Source organism: Reichenbachiella agarivorans (assembly GCF_025502585.1).
Taxonomy (GTDB): domain Bacteria; phylum Bacteroidota; class Bacteroidia; order Cytophagales; family Cyclobacteriaceae; genus Reichenbachiella; species Reichenbachiella agarivorans.
Map to the genome: position 1 here is coordinate 30,958 of NZ_CP106679.1, position 18,454 is coordinate 49,411.

General features: G+C 40.5%; 11 protein-coding genes and 1 tRNA gene. 3 read left to right on the top strand and 9 right to left on the bottom strand.

Annotated elements, in window-relative coordinates; genetic code table 11:
• Nucleotides 1-12: 12 nt before the first annotated feature.
• The 9 genes from N6H18_RS00135 to N6H18_RS00175 form a co-directional block, all read right to left on the bottom strand.
• The gene (locus N6H18_RS00135) at nt 13-1,647 is read right to left on the bottom strand and encodes a RagB/SusD family nutrient uptake outer membrane protein (protein WP_262309818.1); all 1,635 of its coding nucleotides are present in this window, start codon (nt 1,645-1,647) and stop codon (nt 13-15) included.
• A gap of 11 nt (nt 1,648-1,658) precedes the next feature.
• Nucleotides 1,659-4,775, bottom strand: a complete 3,117-nt coding sequence (locus N6H18_RS00140; RefSeq protein ID WP_262309819.1) for a SusC/RagA family TonB-linked outer membrane protein — start codon at nt 4,773-4,775, stop codon at nt 1,659-1,661.
• A gap of 574 nt (nt 4,776-5,349) precedes the next feature.
• A tRNA-Cys gene (locus N6H18_RS00145) sits at nt 5,350-5,420 on the bottom strand.
• 128 nt (nt 5,421-5,548) lie between these two features.
• Entirely contained in the window at nt 5,549-7,495 is a 1,947-nt protein-coding gene (gene rpsA / locus N6H18_RS00150) for a 30S ribosomal protein S1 (protein ID WP_262309820.1), read from the bottom strand.
• A gap of 261 nt (nt 7,496-7,756) precedes the next feature.
• On the bottom strand, nt 7,757-9,271 hold the full coding sequence (locus N6H18_RS00155) for a magnesium chelatase (protein ID WP_262309821.1): 1,515 nt from the start codon (nt 9,269-9,271) through the stop codon (nt 7,757-7,759).
• Nucleotides 9,265-10,368, bottom strand: a complete 1,104-nt coding sequence (locus N6H18_RS00160) for a vWA domain-containing protein (protein ID WP_262309822.1) — start codon at nt 10,366-10,368, stop codon at nt 9,265-9,267. Before N6H18_RS00160 ends, N6H18_RS00155 begins: the two co-directional genes overlap by 7 nt.
• A gap of 279 nt (nt 10,369-10,647) precedes the next feature.
• Nucleotides 10,648-11,157: a sterol desaturase family protein gene (locus N6H18_RS00165; RefSeq protein ID WP_316044824.1), complete on the bottom strand. Its 510-nt coding sequence runs from the start codon at nt 11,155-11,157 to the stop codon at nt 10,648-10,650.
• 184 nt (nt 11,158-11,341) lie between these two features.
• Complete coding sequence (gene bshA / locus N6H18_RS00170; protein WP_262309824.1) at nt 11,342-12,487, bottom strand: N-acetyl-alpha-D-glucosaminyl L-malate synthase BshA; 1,146 nt, start codon at nt 12,485-12,487, stop codon at nt 11,342-11,344.
• Nucleotides 12,488-12,553: 66 nt separating this feature from the next.
• On the bottom strand, nt 12,554-15,157 hold the full coding sequence (locus N6H18_RS00175) for a serine hydrolase (protein WP_262309825.1): 2,604 nt from the start codon (nt 15,155-15,157) through the stop codon (nt 12,554-12,556).
• A gap of 270 nt (nt 15,158-15,427) precedes the next feature.
• On the opposite strand from N6H18_RS00175, the gene N6H18_RS00180 reads away from it, so the two are divergent.
• Genes N6H18_RS00180 through N6H18_RS00190 form a run of 3 tightly spaced genes read left to right on the top strand, consistent with a single transcriptional unit; the run spans nt 15,428 to nt 18,441 of the window.
• On the top strand, nt 15,428-15,787 hold the full coding sequence (locus tag N6H18_RS00180) for a hypothetical protein (RefSeq protein WP_262309826.1): 360 nt from the start codon (nt 15,428-15,430) through the stop codon (nt 15,785-15,787).
• Nucleotides 15,787-17,649, top strand: a complete 1,863-nt coding sequence (gene mutL / locus N6H18_RS00185; RefSeq protein ID WP_262309827.1) for a DNA mismatch repair endonuclease MutL — start codon at nt 15,787-15,789, stop codon at nt 17,647-17,649. Before N6H18_RS00180 ends, mutL begins: the two co-directional genes overlap by 1 nt.
• Nucleotides 17,650-18,441, top strand: coding sequence for a rhomboid family intramembrane serine protease (locus tag N6H18_RS00190; protein ID WP_262309828.1), 792 nt, complete (start codon nt 17,650-17,652; stop codon nt 18,439-18,441).
• The last annotated feature ends 13 nt before the right edge of the window (nt 18,442-18,454 follow it).

The window sequence follows — 18,454 nt, forward strand, 5'->3', positions numbered from 1 at the left end:
AGTACTATGAAATTATTTTGAGTAAGCTGGATTCTGCTTAAAATCTGGATTCTGATTCAAATCCAGTGCAGATTGAGGAATAGGTCTCAGAATTTTCTGAACACCCCCATTTCCAACAAAGCTTGCTGCTGTAATTTGTGGATTGTGGGCAGAAGCTCTCTCTACCAACTTGCCTGTTCTCTTCAGGTCAAACCATCTCTTGTATTCTCCCATCAATTCTTTGCCTCTTTCGTCCAAAATCACATCAATATCAATGGCAGTCAAATCTGCAACACCAGCTCTTCTACGCACCTCGTTGATTCTTACCAAAGCATTGGTCGTATTGTTGGCTCCTAAATAAGCTTCTGCTGCTATCAAATAAGTCTCACCCAATCTAGACACAATGAAATCTCTCGTACTAGCACTTGAGTTACCCTCAGCAAACAAAGACTTAGGATCATCAAATTTCTTTACAATGATTGTCGCATAGTTTCCAGTGATGTTTCCACCCTCTGGATCGAATGTACCATAACTGTGATAAGAAATCTTAGCAGCCTGCTCAGGAGTCAAAGCACTCATATATGCAGTACTATCAGCTGTGGTATACCAAAATGGTTCGTAAAAATGAGCTACATCTTTGGTAGTGAGATCTTCTACTTGGAAGTAATCAAAGTATCTCTCGTACACTGTAGTCATAAAAGTGCCTTCCCACCTTTCATCACCTTGCTCAAACAAATCCAAGGCGAATCTGGTTGGGCACAAATTATATGTCTTGAATGGAGCTTGTCCGGCAATTTCCTTCCCTCCAGTATAAGAACCGAAATAATTCTGTTGCTGGTGTCCTAACTCTGTCGGATCAGTGCTGATGCTTGTTGCATCAAATTGTACAGAAAATAGAATCTCTTCGTTCATCTCATTACCTGGCGTCCAAAGCTCTTCGAATGAAAGATTCAAAGTCTGATCTGCGATAGCAGCATCTGCATAAGCAGCGGCAGTCGCAAAATCATTTGCATCTCCAAAAGACTCATAGGCTCTTGTCAAATGTACTTTGGCCAACATATCCTGTACGGCTCTCTGAGTAATTCTTCCTTCAAAAGCTCCATTAGGTACTGCAGGCAGTGCCTCCTCCAAATCCTGAATAATCAATGCATAGACATCAGAAGCCTCAGCTCTATCAAACTTGGTAATCGCCTTATCAACCAACTCCGTAATCAAAGCAACACCACCGTAAGTCTGAACCAATAGGAAATAGGCATTTGCTCGGATAAATTTCATCTCTGCAATATCTCTTTCTAGATTGTCGGTCACTTCTGTTAATGAAGCATAATGTAGTGCCGTATTGGCTCTCTGAATGGATACATAGGCATTGAGATAGATATAATCCACTCCCTCTGCATTTGCATTCAATTGTGTATAATCTGCCAGCCCTACTGGTGATGGGTTACGGCCATCTGTGTACAAATCTGTGCCAGACTCAAACAACCATGGATCTTGTCCATATAGAGCTCTCAACGAAGAATAAGTTGCATTGACCAATGCTTCATACCCTTCTTCTGTGATATAAAAATCCTCTGCGGTGACATTTGACCTGTTATCTTCTTCCAGAAAGCTATCACACCCTACTAGAAAGACCAATGCCAATATGATTATCGAAAATATATTTTTCATCTTTCTCTATTTTAAAATTTCAAATTAAGACCGACCTGAGTGATGATGTTAGACACACCTCCTGTGCTGAATGACGCAGTTGCCCACTCAGGATCTAATCCTGTATAATCAGTGAATGTGAATGGATTCAACACATTGACATATACTCTCAATTGTTGAATTTTCATTCTCTCTAATACACTACTCGGTAGTGAATATCCCAATGAAATATTGTTAACCTTTACAAATGATGCATCCTTGTAGTATCCTACACCTGCACCTGATATTTTCCAGTAAGTACCTGAGTTTTGAGCTTGAGGGTAAGAATTAGATGCATTTGGAGTAATGCCAACATTGTTTTGAGGTACATAAACATCAATGTCCAATTTTTGACGTCCTCTGTCATCCACGTTTTCAAAATTCTCATGGAATCTGCTGTAAGCCAATACACCCTGAGTAGTAGAAATTGTAAAATTGAAATCAAAACCACCTACTTTCAATCTTGAAATCAATCCTCCTGTCCAATCTGGATTAGAAGATCCAAGGTGCATCCTGTCATCATCTGGATCAATCACGCCATCATTGTTGACATCTACCACTTTTGCTTGACCTTCTGATTGATTGTACAATGCTGCCAAATCTGCTTCATCTGCCTGCCATACACCATCAAACTTGTAATTGTAATATGTATCTACCGACTCCCCAATGAAAAGATTGTTACCAATATCATCCTCTTTGTCTTGTCCATAAATAGACTCTACTGTATTGATATTTTTAGTAAATGTGAATGTAGTCTCCCAAGTAATCAAGCTGGTTTGTACATTGGTAGTTGTCAACATCAACTCTACTCCTTTGTTGCGCATAGAACCCGCATTAGCAACAATGGTTTCATATCCCGTTTCGAGAGGCAAAGTCTGCTCAATCAATAGATCATCATGCAACCTGTCATACAGATCGATAGAACCTCTGAGTCTACGGTTGATTAAGGCAAAATCTAAACCTATGTTCAACTCTGTCATTCTTTCCCAAGTCAGGGCTTTGTTTGCAATCGAAGTAGCTACCCAACCATTCGCAGCACTAGCATTGTAATCATAGTATGTCTGCTGCGTCAAGGTGTTTACAGAGGCATATGGATTGATGTTGTTGTTACCTGTAGCTCCGTACCCAACTCTCAATTTCAAATCATTGATGGCAGAGATGCCTTGCAAAAATGCTTCGTTGCTCAATCTCCACGCAACTGCTACGGATGGGAATGAATTCCACTGGTTTCCTTCTGCCAACAAGGATGAACCATCCCATCTGTTGGTCAAGGTGATTAAATATTTGTCATTGAAGCCGTAATTCAATCTTACCGCAAAAGACGACAACTGACTCTTTCTAAATTCGTTGCTCAAGTTGTAGCTGGATTGAAGACCAGAGCCTACATTGTAAAATTCAGTTTCAAATGGCTGATTGTTGGAAGAAATAAATGATTCTTCAGTCTGATCCACATAGATACTTTGTAGCCCCATCAAATTGAAACTATGCTTTCCAAAATCCTTGATGAAATTCACTTGATTATCCCATGCATAATTGAAGTTCTGATAGTTTTCAGAGCTGGATGAAGCCAAGTTGTTGTTACCAGAGCCATCATTGGTCAATACACCTGAGTACTTACCTCTTCTGTATGATCTCAACCCACCAGCAAAGCTAGTTTTCAATATCATCCATTCCACTGGCTTGTATTGCAAATACACATTACCGATTGTGTTCCACTGACTTTGCAAGTCGCTAGAGTTAGCTATCTCCAACAAGGGGTTGTATGTACTTGTCTTGTTGATCAGAAAAATAGAAGGATCATTTGGGTCAGTCAACTTACCTGGCAATGGAAACAACTCATCAGTTTCTTCCATATTAGCATCAACTGCATATGGTGATAAAAAAGGATTCAGACGAAAAGCCTCTTGCATCGCATAACGACTTCCTCTTTGAATTTCTGATTTGGCTACTGTAAAAGCAGCTCCTACTTTTAGCCTATCGTTGATTTCTTGATCAATATTGGATCTCAACGTGAATTTTTCCAACCCTTCCTTTTCGATGTTACCCGTTTCTTTTTGGTAACCTGCTCCAATAGTATAAGAAGACCCGCCATTGCGATGAGCTATCGAAACATAGTTATTGGATTGCATACCTGACTGCAGAACTGCATCATACCAATCAAACCCATCTAAGTCAGCCACTCGCTGTCTCAAGACTGAATTTGAACTAGCAGGATACACTTTATCAAAAAAGGTCTCTTCAGTTAAAGTTTGATCATTCCTATTTGCATAGTAATATGCTGACTTATGATACTCATTCCATTGTCCATAACTCATCATCTCTGGCAATCTCGCTGGATTCTTAAATCCATAGTATGCGTCAAAACTTACAGTAGTGCCACTTGGCACACTAGCACCTCCTTTGGTTTGAATCATGACTACACCATTGGCAGCTCTCGATCCGTAGATAGCTGATGAAGAGGCATCCTTCAGTACGTCGAGCTTAGCAATGTCCTGAGGGTTCAAGAAATCAATATTATCTACAATCACACCATCAACCACGTACAAAGGGCTCGAATCGTCCCCAAACGATCCTTTACCTCTTACTACCACATTGAAGCTATCACCCACCCTACCTGTAGAGTTTGAAACTTGAATACCTGGCACTGCCCCTTGCAAAGCCTGAATTGGGTTTGTCACACCTCTTTCATTGATTTCCTGAGAGTCAACTCCAGTGATAGAACCTGTCAAATCCTTTTTCTTCTGCGTACCGTAACCTACGATCACTACCTCTGTCAAGGTCTCGGCATCTTCTTGAAGTGTCACGTCTATAACAGATCGACCGTTGATCGCTATAGTTTGTGAACTGTAGCCAATGAAGCTAACTACCAAATTGGTTGCACCTTCTGGTACTGACAGTTTAAAGTTTCCGTCAAAATCTGTCACTGTACCCGCAGAGGTACCTTCTGCCAAAACCGTAGCTCCAGGCAATCCTTCTCCAAGATCGCTGACTACCTTACCGCTGATTTGTGTCTGAGCAAATGATGAATAGCTCGTGACGAGCAGCATCATACCCAGTAGAATTTTCCCTAGTCGTGCCAGAGAAGATCCAAATAGTAATTCTTTAATCATACTTAGTTCTTTTTTGATTTAGAAATTTTTTTATCGCTGCAATCCCTCATACTTTTAGTCTTCATGGAGAGAAAAGCAACATGTCAAATTTGGCAGTTAGGTGACGAAACGGCTATTCATTATTTAACACAAACTCAGCAATATTTATAATCATCCAATTATTTACAAAAACTACAAAAACGCCCATATAGGCGATTTAAAGCTATTTTAAACAATGAAATGCCATTCAAATGTTAATTATTGATAGCTAGCAATCAGGTGAAATAGTATCGGGGTAGATATAGGGGAAGAATATAATCTAGGTGGATAGATCTTCGAAGTATCTTTCATTATTGCCTCATTGCTTTGCCGCAAATAAGCCAATCCTGAAAAAAGCAGTGATAGATTTCAATCCATTTAGGATAGAAATTGTACACTGATTGTAAAAATAGAACATTCTATCCCATTTTTCAGCTGGTCTTGTAAGCATCCTAGTACACCGTGAGCTACTAGGTTAACTCAAACACACCATGCGTAAAAATAGCTAGGATACAAAACAAAAAAACCTTCACTGTTTCTAGTGAAGGTTTTGGAGAGGTCCCGAGCGGATTCGAACCGCTGTACGAGCTTTTGCAGAGCTCTGCCTAGCCACTCGGCCACAGGACCATTTTCGTGTTGCAAAAATAGAATTATTTAGTCTATGACCAAACTTTTCTTGAGCTATTACAACCCTTTTCTCTTACGAGATTAAGAATAAAAAGGTGTGCGCAATTGCACACCTTTTTATAGTTTATTTATTCTGCAGATTCTTCAGAATCTTTAGCTTCCTTTTTTGGAGCAGCTTTCTTAGCTGGCTTTTCGCCACCTTCCATTTGCTCTTTCAATGCAGTCAAAGCAGCCAAATCTCCCAAAGTAGATTTTTCTGACTCTGAATTCACTTTATCGATTGCATTGTTTCCTCCTTTAGCACCGCCCTTCTTACTAGCAGCAGCCTTAGCAGGAGCTTTCTCTACAATGTGATCGCTATATGTACCTACGTGAGACAAAGCAATTCTTCTCTCGTCTTTAGAGAAATCAATTACTACAAAGTCAAGGCTTTCACCTACTACTGGGTTAGAACCGTCTTCTTTCTTCAAGTTTCTTGTAGAAGAGAATCCTTCCAATCCGTATGGCAATTCAAGAATTGCTCCTTTGTCGATGATTGAGTTGACAGTACACTTGTGAGTACTTCCTTTAGAGAATACTGTTTCGAAAGTATCCCATGGGTTTTCCTCCAATTGTTTGTGTCCCAACGCTAATCTTCTGTTGTCAACGTCTAGTTCAAGTACTCTTACGTCCAATTCTTCGTTCACATTGACGAATTCAGATGGATGCTTGATCTTTTTAGTCCATGACAAGTCTGATACGTGTACCAAACCATCGATACCTTCTTCTAGTTCGATGAACAATCCGAAGTTAGTCAAGTTTCTTACCACTCCTTTGTGATCAGTACCTACTGCATACTTCGTCAACACATCTTGTTTAGTCCAAGGATCCTCAGTCAATTGCTTGATACCTAGAGACATTTTTCTGTCATCTCTATCGATAGTCAATACAACTGCTTCTAGTTCGTCACCGATTTTGATGAAATCTTGTGGATTTCTCAAATGCTGAGACCAAGACATTTCAGATACGTGAATCAAACCTTCTACACCTGGCTGTATCTCCAAGAATGCACCGTAATCAGCAACATTTACAATCTTACCTTTTACCTTGGTTCCGATTTCTACAGTTTTATCTAGAGAATCCCATGGATGCTCTGACAACTGCTTCATACCCAAAGAAATTCTCTTCTTGTCATCGTCAAAATCAAGAACAACAACATTTACTTTCTCATCTAGGTTCAACACCTCATCTGGGTGATTGACTCTACCCCAAGAAATATCAGTAATGTGAAGCAAACCATCTACACCACCCAAGTCGATGAATACACCGAAGTTGGTCATGTTTTTGATCACACCTTCTAGTACTTGACCTTTCTCTAGGTTCTCTAGAATTTGAGCTTTTTGTTTTTCAAGATCTTTCTCGATCAAGATTTTGTGAGATACTACTACGTTATCGTTAGTGTAGTTGATTTTCACCACTTTCACTTCCATTTTCTTATCAACGAAAATGTCGAAATCTCTAATAGGCTTCACGTCAATTTGTGAACCAGGCAAGAACGCTTCTACTCCGAAGATATCCACGATCAAACCACCTTTGGTTCTTCTCTTTACCATACCATCGATCACTAGATCCTGGTCGAAAGATTTTTGTATATTTTCCCAAGCACTTACTACTTTGGCTTTCTTTCTAGAAAGTACCAATTGACCGTTGTTGTCCTCTTGCTCTTCGATGAATACTTCTACTTCATCACCAGCCTTCAAATCAGGCATGTCTCTGAATTCAGAAGCAGATACCAATCCATCAGATTTGAATCCGATGTTGATGATAATATCTCTAGCTGTCATACTCACAACAGTTCCTTTCACTACTTCTTTTTCATCGATAGTAGTCAAAGTCCCTTCGTATAGTGACTCTAAATCTTGTCTTTGCTTGCTAGAATAACCGTCTCCGAAGCTTTTTGGCTGGAACAAATCCCAGTTAAATTCCTCTTCCACTTTTGCTGCAGGCTTTGCAGCTTCTTTTTTAGGCTCTTCAGCTACAACCTCAGGAGTATTTACTACTTCTTCGTTTGCAACTTCTTTGTTTTCTTCTGCCATGATATTGTGCGCCCTGTTATACAATGCAACAGTGGGCATAGGTTGCATCATTAATAAAACATATTCTGAAACACTCAGAACCCATCCACTCGAATGGAGCGCAAAGTTAAGCACTAAACCTGAATTATTCAATTCAGGAGGTAAAAGTTAAAAGCAAAAAAGTTGAAGGCTAAGAACTTTCATTTGACAACAGGTAAAAAATGAATCTCAAGAATGTGTTAGGCTTCTCAATAATTACAATGATGTCCTGAATTATTCAGATTAGAAGTCTTCTTCGTTTTCTTCAAAGCCTGAAAACATCCCTCCTATCAAATCATCGATGCGCATTCCATTTTCCAAAGTCAACTTGCTCAGGTAGCTATACTCAACCAAGGCAAACAATACATACTCCATCAAAAAATACTTGAGATTATCATCTTTGAGCCCTTTGATTTGCCTTTTGACCAAATCGGCCAAGCCTGGCACTTTATCCAGCTCTCTCCTGTACTCCTTCTCTGGGTAGTCATTGAGTAGGTCGATGACATGCTCGGAACCAAACCACTCCGAAATTTTCTTGTAGGGATCAGCCTTTTCTTTGCTCTTGCGTACTTCGTCTGGATCCTCGAAGTAATCCGTAAACAGTGTCCTTGTTGCTTTGCCTATCAGGTTGTGCGCTACAATTCCTGGACCCTCTTGCTCTCCCTCATACACCAACTCGATCTTGCCTGTGATTGAAGGAATCACCCCTACAAAATCTGTCATACGAACCGCACCTTCCTCTTCTTTGTTTTTCAACAACCTCCGCTCAATGCTGGAAACTAAGTTTTCGTAGGACGAAATGGTCAGTCTCGCTGACACACCACTGTTTACATCTACATACTCACTTGATCGTGCCTCCACTGCGATCTGTTCGATCAGTAGCTTAGCCACCTCATTGACATGTACATGCGTCAAGTTGGCATTTTTTGCTTCTTGCTCTGTGATTTTAAGCCCTGTATGAATGGATTTAGGATAATGAGTAATGATCTGACTGCCCAATCGATCCTTGAGAGGTGTCACGATGCTACCTCTATTGGTGTAATCCTCTGGATTGGCCGTAAACACGAACTGTATGTCCAAAGGAAGTCGCAATTTGAACCCTCTGATCTGAATATCTCCCTCTTGCAGGATGTTAAACAAGGCAACTTGTATCCTAGGTTGCAAATCTGGAAGTTCGTTGATCACAAAAATGCTGCGGTGCGATCGTGGCACCAAACCATAATGAATCACTCGCTCATCTGAATAAGGCAATTTCAGAGCTGCTGCTTTGATCGGATCTACATCACCAATCAAGTCGGCAATTGATACGTCTGGTGTAGCCAACTTCTCCGTAAATCGTTCATCACGATGCAGCCAAGCGATGGGCGTAGCATCTCCCTGCTCTGCAATCAGATCAAAAGCAAATTTTGACAAAGGGTTCAGCGGATCATCGTTCAGCTCACTCCCTACTACCACTGGGACATACTCGTCCAGTAGATTGACCATCATTCTTGCCAATCTGGTTTTGGCTTGTCCTCTCAGACCGAGCAGGTTGATGTTGTGTCTAGACAAAATAGCCCTCTCTACATCTGGGATGACTGTATCCTCATAGCCCAAAATTCCTACAAATGGATTTTCGTTTTTCTTGATCGACTGAATCAGGTTTTCTCTGAGTTCTTCTTTGATTGATCGGGATTGATAACCACTTTTTTTGAGGTCACCGATTGTCTTGATTGACAATTTAGAAGCTGCTGTCAGCTCTTCATATTTTTTCACCATCTGTAGTTCTTCCTTCTGTTTTTCTTAAAATCTTCAAACACAATATTGCCCAATCCCTGCAAATCACTGTAATACGCATTCCCATTATTGGCTGCTGTAAAGTCTTTGACAAACTGCTTGAGGTATGGGTCTGATGCAATCATGAATGTGGTAATGGGAATATTCAATTTGCGACAACTTGCCGCTAGATTCATCGTCTTTTTTAAAATTTTCGGATCCAAACCGAAACTGTTCTTGTAATATTTGATCCCTACTTTCATGCAAGTAGGTTTTCCATCCGTAATCATGAAAATTTGCTTGTTCTGATTCTTTCGCTTGCGCAAAATATCCATAGCCAACTCCAAACCAGCAACTGTATTGGTATGATAGGGACCTACACTCAAGTAGGGCAAATCTTTGATTTCGATCTGCCATGCGTCATTGCCAAATACTATCACGTCGAGTGTATCCTTTTTGTACTTCTTCAAAATCAATTCTGACAAGGCCATCGCTACTTTCTTAGCAGGTGTGATCCGATCCTCCCCATACAAGATCATCGAGTGACTGATATCAATCATCAGCACTGTAGAGGTCTGAGTTTTATACTCATTGTCTACTACCTCCAAATCCCTCTCTGTCAAAGAAAACTCTCCTAAACCATTGTTGATCTGAGCATTGCGGATGCTATCCGTCATGGCAATATTGTCTGGAGAGTCTCCAAACTGAAAATCACGCATATCGACACTTTTCTCATCACCCTGACCTGTCACAAAAGTCTTGTGACTGCCATGTCCTGATTTTCTCAACTTACCAAAAATCTCCTCCAAAGCACTCTTTCTAAATGTACTCTCAGTCTTGGCGGTAATCTTTAATTTACCATCAGCAGGATCGTCCCTAAGTAAACCTTGTTTTTTCAGATCCTCAATAAAATCACCTATACCATACCCTTCTGTGGATATGCCATATTGTTTATCAAGGTTGGTCAGCCAGCTCAATGCTTCATTGGGATCTCCTGAAGTGATCAGTAGCAATTCTCGGAAAATATTCCAAAGACTATCGAATGTACTCTCGTTTTCGGTGTCTGGTGGAACAAAATCTGTAAAGCGATATCCTTGCATCTTGTAGATTTAATGTACTTACAATAAAACTAATATTAATGTTTAGGGTTTTGGTATTTATTGATTAATTTGAAAAAAATAATCGCACCATATTGATACACTGATGGCAGGAAGACGCCCCATATTTGCTTCACTTGTACATGACACGTATATGTTCATCAGAGATAGTACGTTCAAAATAATTTTGGAACCCAGCCCTGACAAGATAAAAAAGAAAAAGGCTAAAAGAAATGCTAAAAAAACAAAACCCCAATGATTGAATCACTGGGGTTTTGTTTGCTATTTACTTTTTTCAGGCATGGTTCTAAAGACCAAATCCCAAATCGGTGAACTCACACCAAAGGCTCGGTCTGGTTGCTTGTAGTGATGAATGCCATGGTGGACCCACCATATTTTCAAAGCATTTTTTGGTGGTTGAAACGCGTGTACCATATAATGTACCCATAGATAAGCCGCATATCCCATCAAAAAGCCAGGTAAAAATGCATATGCATAATCTCCCATGATCAAGCGATAAATCAAAAAGAACACAAACGATACCACAAGACTCACTGGTAACGGCATGGCCAATCGGTCTTTATCCCTAGGGTAATCATGATGTACTCCATGAGCAGTATACACGAATTTCTTTTTGGCAGGTGTATCTTCAGTCATGTGAAAAACATGACGATGCATCATGTATTCTATAAAGGTAAAAAACAGTAATCCGCCCAAAAATAACAGCATGGTAGTACCTACAGCAATACCCATCACAGCAACAGATTGATAGATCAAGTAGATTGATATCATCGAGAAGGCTGTAAGTGGTAAAGAAATATGTGTACGCGTTAATCTTTCGAGAAATGGATTGTTAAAAATCTTTCCCGTACCTGAGTTCCTAGGTTGATGTGATGTTTCCATATATGATTAAATATATGTTCAATTACGTTTTAATTCTAAAATGTGTTGTGGTAAAAATATTTTACTTCCTTTTCTAAACCAAGGTCTTTTTAAATTCTTCTATTGTATGTCTATAAAATTCTTCATACTTGGGCAGTATGTTTTTGATATCAAACTTCTTAGCTCTTGCCAGAGCACGGCTCTTGAAACCGGGCAAATTCTGATCATCCAAAATCTTGAGTGCTGCTGCAGCCATCGCGTCAATGTCTCCTACATCACATAAGTATCCTGAGTCTCCATCCTTATTTAATTCTGGCAAACCACCTGCATTGGTACTGACTACTGGGACCTCGCAAGCCATCGCTTCTAGAGCTGCCAATCCAAAGCTTTCCTTTTCTGAAGTCATCAAGAATAAGTCACTCACACTCAGCACTTCTTCCACAGCTTCCAATTTACCTAAAAACCTCACATCATCTCCATCCTTGCAGGCAATATCTCTAGACAATGTCTCGATATGTGACCTTTCAGGCCCATCCCCAACCAACAATAACTTGACAGGTATTTTTTCTCTCACTTTGCAGAATACTTTGACCACATCCTCTACTCTTTTTACTTTTCTAAAGTTAGAAGTATGTACAATCAATTTTTCTCCATTGGGGCAAATTGCCGTTTTAAAATGATCTTTCTTCTGTTTTTTGAATCGCTTTAGATCAATAAAATTGTGAATGACTTTTATATCCTTTTGTATATTGAAGAGACTTAAAGTATCCTTTCTCAAATCATCAGAAACAGAAGTAATCCCGTTGGACTGATTGATAGAAAATGTCACCACGGGTTCCAAAGAAGCGTCCTTACCTACTATGGTGATATCCGTGCCATGCAACGTCGTGATAAAAGGTATGTGATATCCTTCGGATTTTAAGATCTCTCTAGCCATGTATGCAGCTGATGCATGAGGGACAGCATAGTGCACATGAAAAATATCGAGCTCTTCATGCTTGGCTACATCCACCATTTTACTTGCCAATGCAATCTCATAAGGTGGGTATTGGAACAAAGGATAGGGCTTGATATCTACCTCGTGATAATACAGATTTTCGTTGAAAAAACTTAGCCTAGTGGGTTGAGAGTAAGTAATAAAGTGAATTTCATGTCCTTCTTTGGCGAGCGCCTTTCCCAGTTCGGTTGCCACTACTCCAGACCCACCATAGGTGGGGTAGCATACTATGCCTATTTTCATATATAATATTTTTGTACTCTACAGATGTAGTGTTGACCCAATCATGATCTAAAACCAAAAATGCGTTTACATCTCATGATTCACAACCTTATCCTCGGATAAAATTGACTCATACATCAAATCGTGAATCTTAGTACGTGTATTGTTGCGAATGAGTTTGTAATTCTGCGGATCTGGATAAATCCTGTTGGACAAAAATATGTAGACCATATCATACTCAGGATCTGCCCAAACGGACGTTCCTGTAAATCCAGTATGTCCAAAAGCCTGATCTGAAGCGTATTTGGAAGTATTCCCCACTGATCTGCGTGGCTTGTCCCAGCCTAGAGCTCTGCTGTATTTGACATTGTTTATTTCTGTAAATGTTTGTACCAATACACTGTCAAAAACCTGTTGCCCACCATAATAACCTTGTTGCAGCATCATTTCCATGTATTTAGCTAGATCATTACTATTAGAAAATAAGCCCGCATGACCACTCACTCCTCCCAGCAATGCCGCATTGCGATCATGCACTTGTCCCCTGAGCAGACTGTTGCGAAAACTACCGTCCAATTCAGTTGGTGCAATTTGACTCTCTGGAAAAAAACGCAACGGATTGTACAAAGTGTGATCCATCGAAAGAGGAGCAAAAACCAAGCTGTCCACCAAATGATCTATCGTTATTTTTTCTCTCTCCTCCACTATATCTTTCATGATCATAAAACCTAAATCACTGTATAAATAGCGGTAGGTACTGTCTGAATTTTTTAGACTGTTGAATGAGGATTGTCCTATCCAGGTGCTAATAGAGTCGGACCAATTGATTTTGGAATACTCGTATTTATTTCTTTTCAAGGATTTCTTGTAAAAAAAGTCTGCACTGTCTGCAATGTAGGAGGCATGTTGCCAAAACGGTATATAAGATTTCAACCCTGCCTGATGCGACAACAAGTCTGTTAGCCTCAAATTTGATTTATCCGAAACCCTATACCTATCAGAATAATCACCCAAGCGTCCATTGAGATCCAGTCCACCATGTGCCACTTCATTCATAATAACAGGTACAGTCACAGTAGTCTTGGTCACTGATGCTATGTCATACAGATAGTCCCATTTGACCTCCTCCAAACTATCATAAGTCAAGTAGCCAAATGTCTTGCTATATACCACGGCCCCATTTTTAACCATCAATATTTGACAACCCGGAAAGGACTGCTCGCGAATATCATATACTACCAAACTGTCTATCATCGCCAACTTGGACACATCCACTCCTAATAATGACGGATCGATGTAACTCAGTCGACGAAGAGATTCCCGTGGTACACCTAGTCTTTTGCCACTCAAGGTCAGGTATGAAGGCAACTGACCCTTGATATCCATCGCCCCAAATACCATCTGCACCATGACATTCATGGTAGCCATGCTCATGTCTGGCGACCACATCAATGTGGACAATTGATCCAAATACCTGATATTAGACTGAGCACCTTGATACAAGACCCCCACCTGATGGTAGTCTTCGAGGAGTAGCAAACGCTCCAGATAAACCTGAATGTCTCGCAAGTGTATCACACTGGATAAATCCACTAGTAAATTGCTCTTGGCAGGAAACAGCCTCAACAACGAATCCACTGGAAGTAGTAGTTGTGACAAATCCATTTTGTGGCTGGATTTGTACAAGTCAGTCATATGATAAAACTCCTTCTTGTTCCTACTGCTAGAAAATGAGTAAAACTGATTGCTGCGCAGATCTCGAATAGGAAAATAGTCCTTGTCATCCTTGACCAAAGTAACTGTAGCAGTAGTAAATTGATAGGCTAGTTTAGCAAACAACTTTTCAGAAAATGGCTCAATGACTGGTTGAATAGATTCCAGTTGGTGCCACCTATCATAGTATCTCTTGACGGCTTCCTTGAAGTAGGATTTTTTCATCACTTCACTATCCAAGAGTTGATTCAATATCTGATGACTAGACATATGTTCATTGACTACCAATGCACTCATCCCCAATACCCATTGATTTTTTTTACTATCTAGCAAACTTCCCATTTCGAAAGTTTCTATGATCAATCCATCAAAATCTGTTTCTCTCAAAAAGCGTCTTCGCAATTTTTTCTTGGTCAATGCCTCATCAGCTATGGCACGTGACTCCAACCAATCCACTTTGGTCCAGTTGATTTCATCCTGATACTTACCAATAAATTCGGCACAATCATTACCAAACGATAAGTGAATCCCTCGATCTTGCAAGGTCTGTAGGTACTGTAGCACCTTACCAGCTTCTGCATCTCCATAGTAGCTAGGGAATCGATCAAAATGCAACAACCCCACACCCATCCCATGCAACAGTGAGGCATTATTCTCAGCCAATTGCTTGACCATGACATTATCCCTGAGACACTCCACTACTTCGTCATCAGGCAATGATTCCAGTTGTCCAAAAGGTAGTTCGAACACGCCTTTGGCTTTGGCGACAAAGAGGGGTGGCGTTTCTGCTACATGCTGAATATTTTGAATCCACTCACGTACTGCCTCATAATTGCCATCGCTAAGGTAAACAGCACCAATACCATAGGTTAAAATCAACCCTTCGAGAGCAACTCTCTGGTTGTAATCTCCAAAATCTTGAAAATCATAGTAGATGACAGGGAGGTGTGATTTACTCTTGTTCCACGCGATATACATAGAATCTCTGTCTGCTGAATTCTCTAAGTCTCCGCAGGTTGCATCCCATGACAGACAGGAAAGGAGTAAAAAGATTAACCCAACCCGTGCGATGAAAGGACGTAATAAATTATATTCTAAGTAAGTTTGCATACCAACAATGAATATCTACTACAGGTGGGTGGATAGTAATAAAAAGATTTTTTGTAACAATCACAATCAATGTGACAACAAAAAACTTACATAAACAGTGCCATAAACTATTAACGACAAGAAATTCAATCGCGTATTATGAAATTTCCTTCTTTCATAAAAACCACCAAATACAGTCAATTTAGCTACGAGCCTCGCTATTATGATCCTATCAAGGAAGAAATAGACACCAAAATGAAAGCTGCCCGTGCCAGACAAGCAGGCATTGATGCAGGTGATTCTTCCATGGAATACAAGTCAAGTATTTCAGCGGCATTTGGCAAGAGGGAAAAAAAATCTAACCAAACATCTATCGTCCAATTGCTACTGGCAGCAGCCATATTTGGCGTTGTGGTAGGATGGTTGTTCGTTGGCAATGACGTGTTCTACATTTTTCTGGTGCTTTCTCCATTGTATTTTTATTTTCGACTCAAAAAGAAAAAATCACCTACACATTAATGCAAGACATCATTCACTTATTGCCTGATGCAATTGCCAATCAAATAGCTGCGGGTGAAGTCGTCCAACGTCCAGCGTCCGTTGTAAAGGAATTGCTCGAAAACAGTATTGATGCGGAGAGTAGCAAAATTCAGCTAATCGTATCTGATGCAGGAAAAAATCTGATTCAAGTCGTGGATGATGGCAAAGGCATGAGCGAAACGGATGCCCGTATGAGTTTTGAGCGACATGCGACATCTAAAATCCGAACCTCGCAGGATTTGTTCAATATCCGCACGATGGGTTTTCGTGGAGAAGCTTTGGCATCTATTGCGGCAGTAGCTCGCGTCGAACTCAAAACCAAAACCGAATCGAAAGAACTAGGCACCTCTATCTTGATAGAAGCCTCAGAAGTGAAACATCAGTCACCAGACACGATGAACAAAGGCACGTCTATAGCAGTGAAAAACCTATTCTTCAACGTACCTGCCCGAAGGAATTTCCTCAAAAGCAATCCTGTAGAAATGCGCCACATCATAGACGAGTTTCAAAGAGTCGCTCTAGCCAATCCTCAGGTCAGCATGCATCTCACGCAAAACGACAAGGAAATCTACAACGCCCCAGGAGGAAAACTAAGTCAGAGAATCGTCCACCTCTTTGGAAAAAACTACCAAAGCCAGATGATCGCATGTCATGAAGAAACAGAATGGCTCAAAATCACTGGATATATAGGTAAACCCGAGCATGCCAAGAAGACAAGAGGAGAACAATTCTTTTTTGTGAACAATCGGTTTATCAAAAGTGGCTATTTGAACCATGCTGTTCAGGGAGCGTTTGAGGGATTAATCAAAGACGATCAGCACCCGTTTTACGCCCTGTACTTAGAGATGGATCCTGCGCGTATTGACATCAACGTACACCCAACCAAAACAGAGATCAAATTTGAAGATGAAAGGAGTGTCTATGGCATCATCAAATCTGCTGTAAAACAGGCTTTGGGCACACACAACGTGACTCCTTCATTGGATTTTCATACAGATGTCAATTTTGAGAATTTCGCAGTACATAGCTACAAATTCGAGTCTGGCACTGCTACCAAGGACAAAAGTTATGGCAATTTCAAGTCTATAGACCATCAACAAGGCAAATCAGCCAGATGGGAAAGTCTCTATGAGAGCGCTATCAATGAATCTACCCTGTCTCCAGCCGAAATCCGACAAGAAGAAATGGCTGGTTTTGATCAAAACAAGGCGGATGACCGACAGGAAAAAGTGCAAATGGAAATCTCTTCTCAGATGTCTACCGCACAGGTCAATACGTCAGACCCCATACTCATGCACGAAAAATACGTGATGAAGCAGGTCAAGTCTGGCGTCATGATATTGGATGCTGTACTGGCACATGAGCGAATCCTCTACGAGAAGTACAAACATACACTCAGCAACAAGACAGGGATGTCCCAGAAATGTCTATTCCCTGTCCATTTAGAGCTCAGTCCTGGCGACTTCTCATTGGTCATGGAATTGGAAAGCGAAATCTCTGCATTAGGATTTGAATTTGAAATATTCGGAGGGCATAGCATCTCCATCAATGGTGTGCCTGCTGATGCCCAAAACATCAACGAAAAGGAATTGTTGGAAGGATTGATTGAACAGTTCAAGTTCAACAAATCCGAACTTTCACTCAACAAACAAGAAAACATTGCCAGATCCATTGCCAAGAGATCTGCGAGTCGTACGAAAATTTCCAAAGAAATCGTCGAACTCAAAAGTCTCATCGATCGTTTGTTTGCCTGCGATCAACCCAATTATACTCCTAATGGTACTCCTACATTTGTTATCTTAGGGCTCGAAAAAATTGTAGAATTTTTTAAGTACAAATAAATGTTCAATCTGACACCCATGGTCAAAAACATCCTGATAATCAACATCGGGATTTTCTTAATAGGCTCTTTGCTCAAGCTAGACTTGTCGCACCTCTTTGGTGTACACTACATATTCTCGTCTGGTTTTTTTATTTTTCAATACGTCACCTACATGTGGTTGCATGCCAGTTTCATGCATGTACTGAGCAACATGTTTGCTGTACTGATATTCGGACCTATGCTGGAGAGAGTTTGGGGATCCAAAAAATTCCTTATTTTCTACCTGATCACAGGTATCGGTGCTGGTCTACTCTATGGAGTGGCTGACACGATCGAAAAAAACAACCTGAGCAACGCCAAAGAGCAGTTTGTAGACAACCCCAACCCTGAGGACTTTTACATTTACATCCATAATTACAACCGAGGTTATGACATGGTCAAGTTAGGAGACTTTGCAGATCAGTATTACGAGCATGCGGATGATCTCAGCTACACCAGTCAGGCAGTGTCAATCGTCAATAGAATGTACGAAGACATGGTCAACATACCTATGGTAGGGGCATCAGGGGCGGTTTTCGGCATACTGATGGCCTTCGGCATGCTCTTTCCCAATACTCAATTGATTCTGCTATTTCCTCCCATACCCATCAAGGCAAAATATTTGGTGTTTTTCTATGGAGCTTATGAACTTTATTCGGAAATTAACAGGAGTGGAACAGACAATGTCGCCCATTTGGCACACTTGAGTGGTATGCTCATTGCCTTTGTCCTACTGAAGTACTGGGCAAGAAACGGACGTGATTTTTATTAAATAATAGACGATA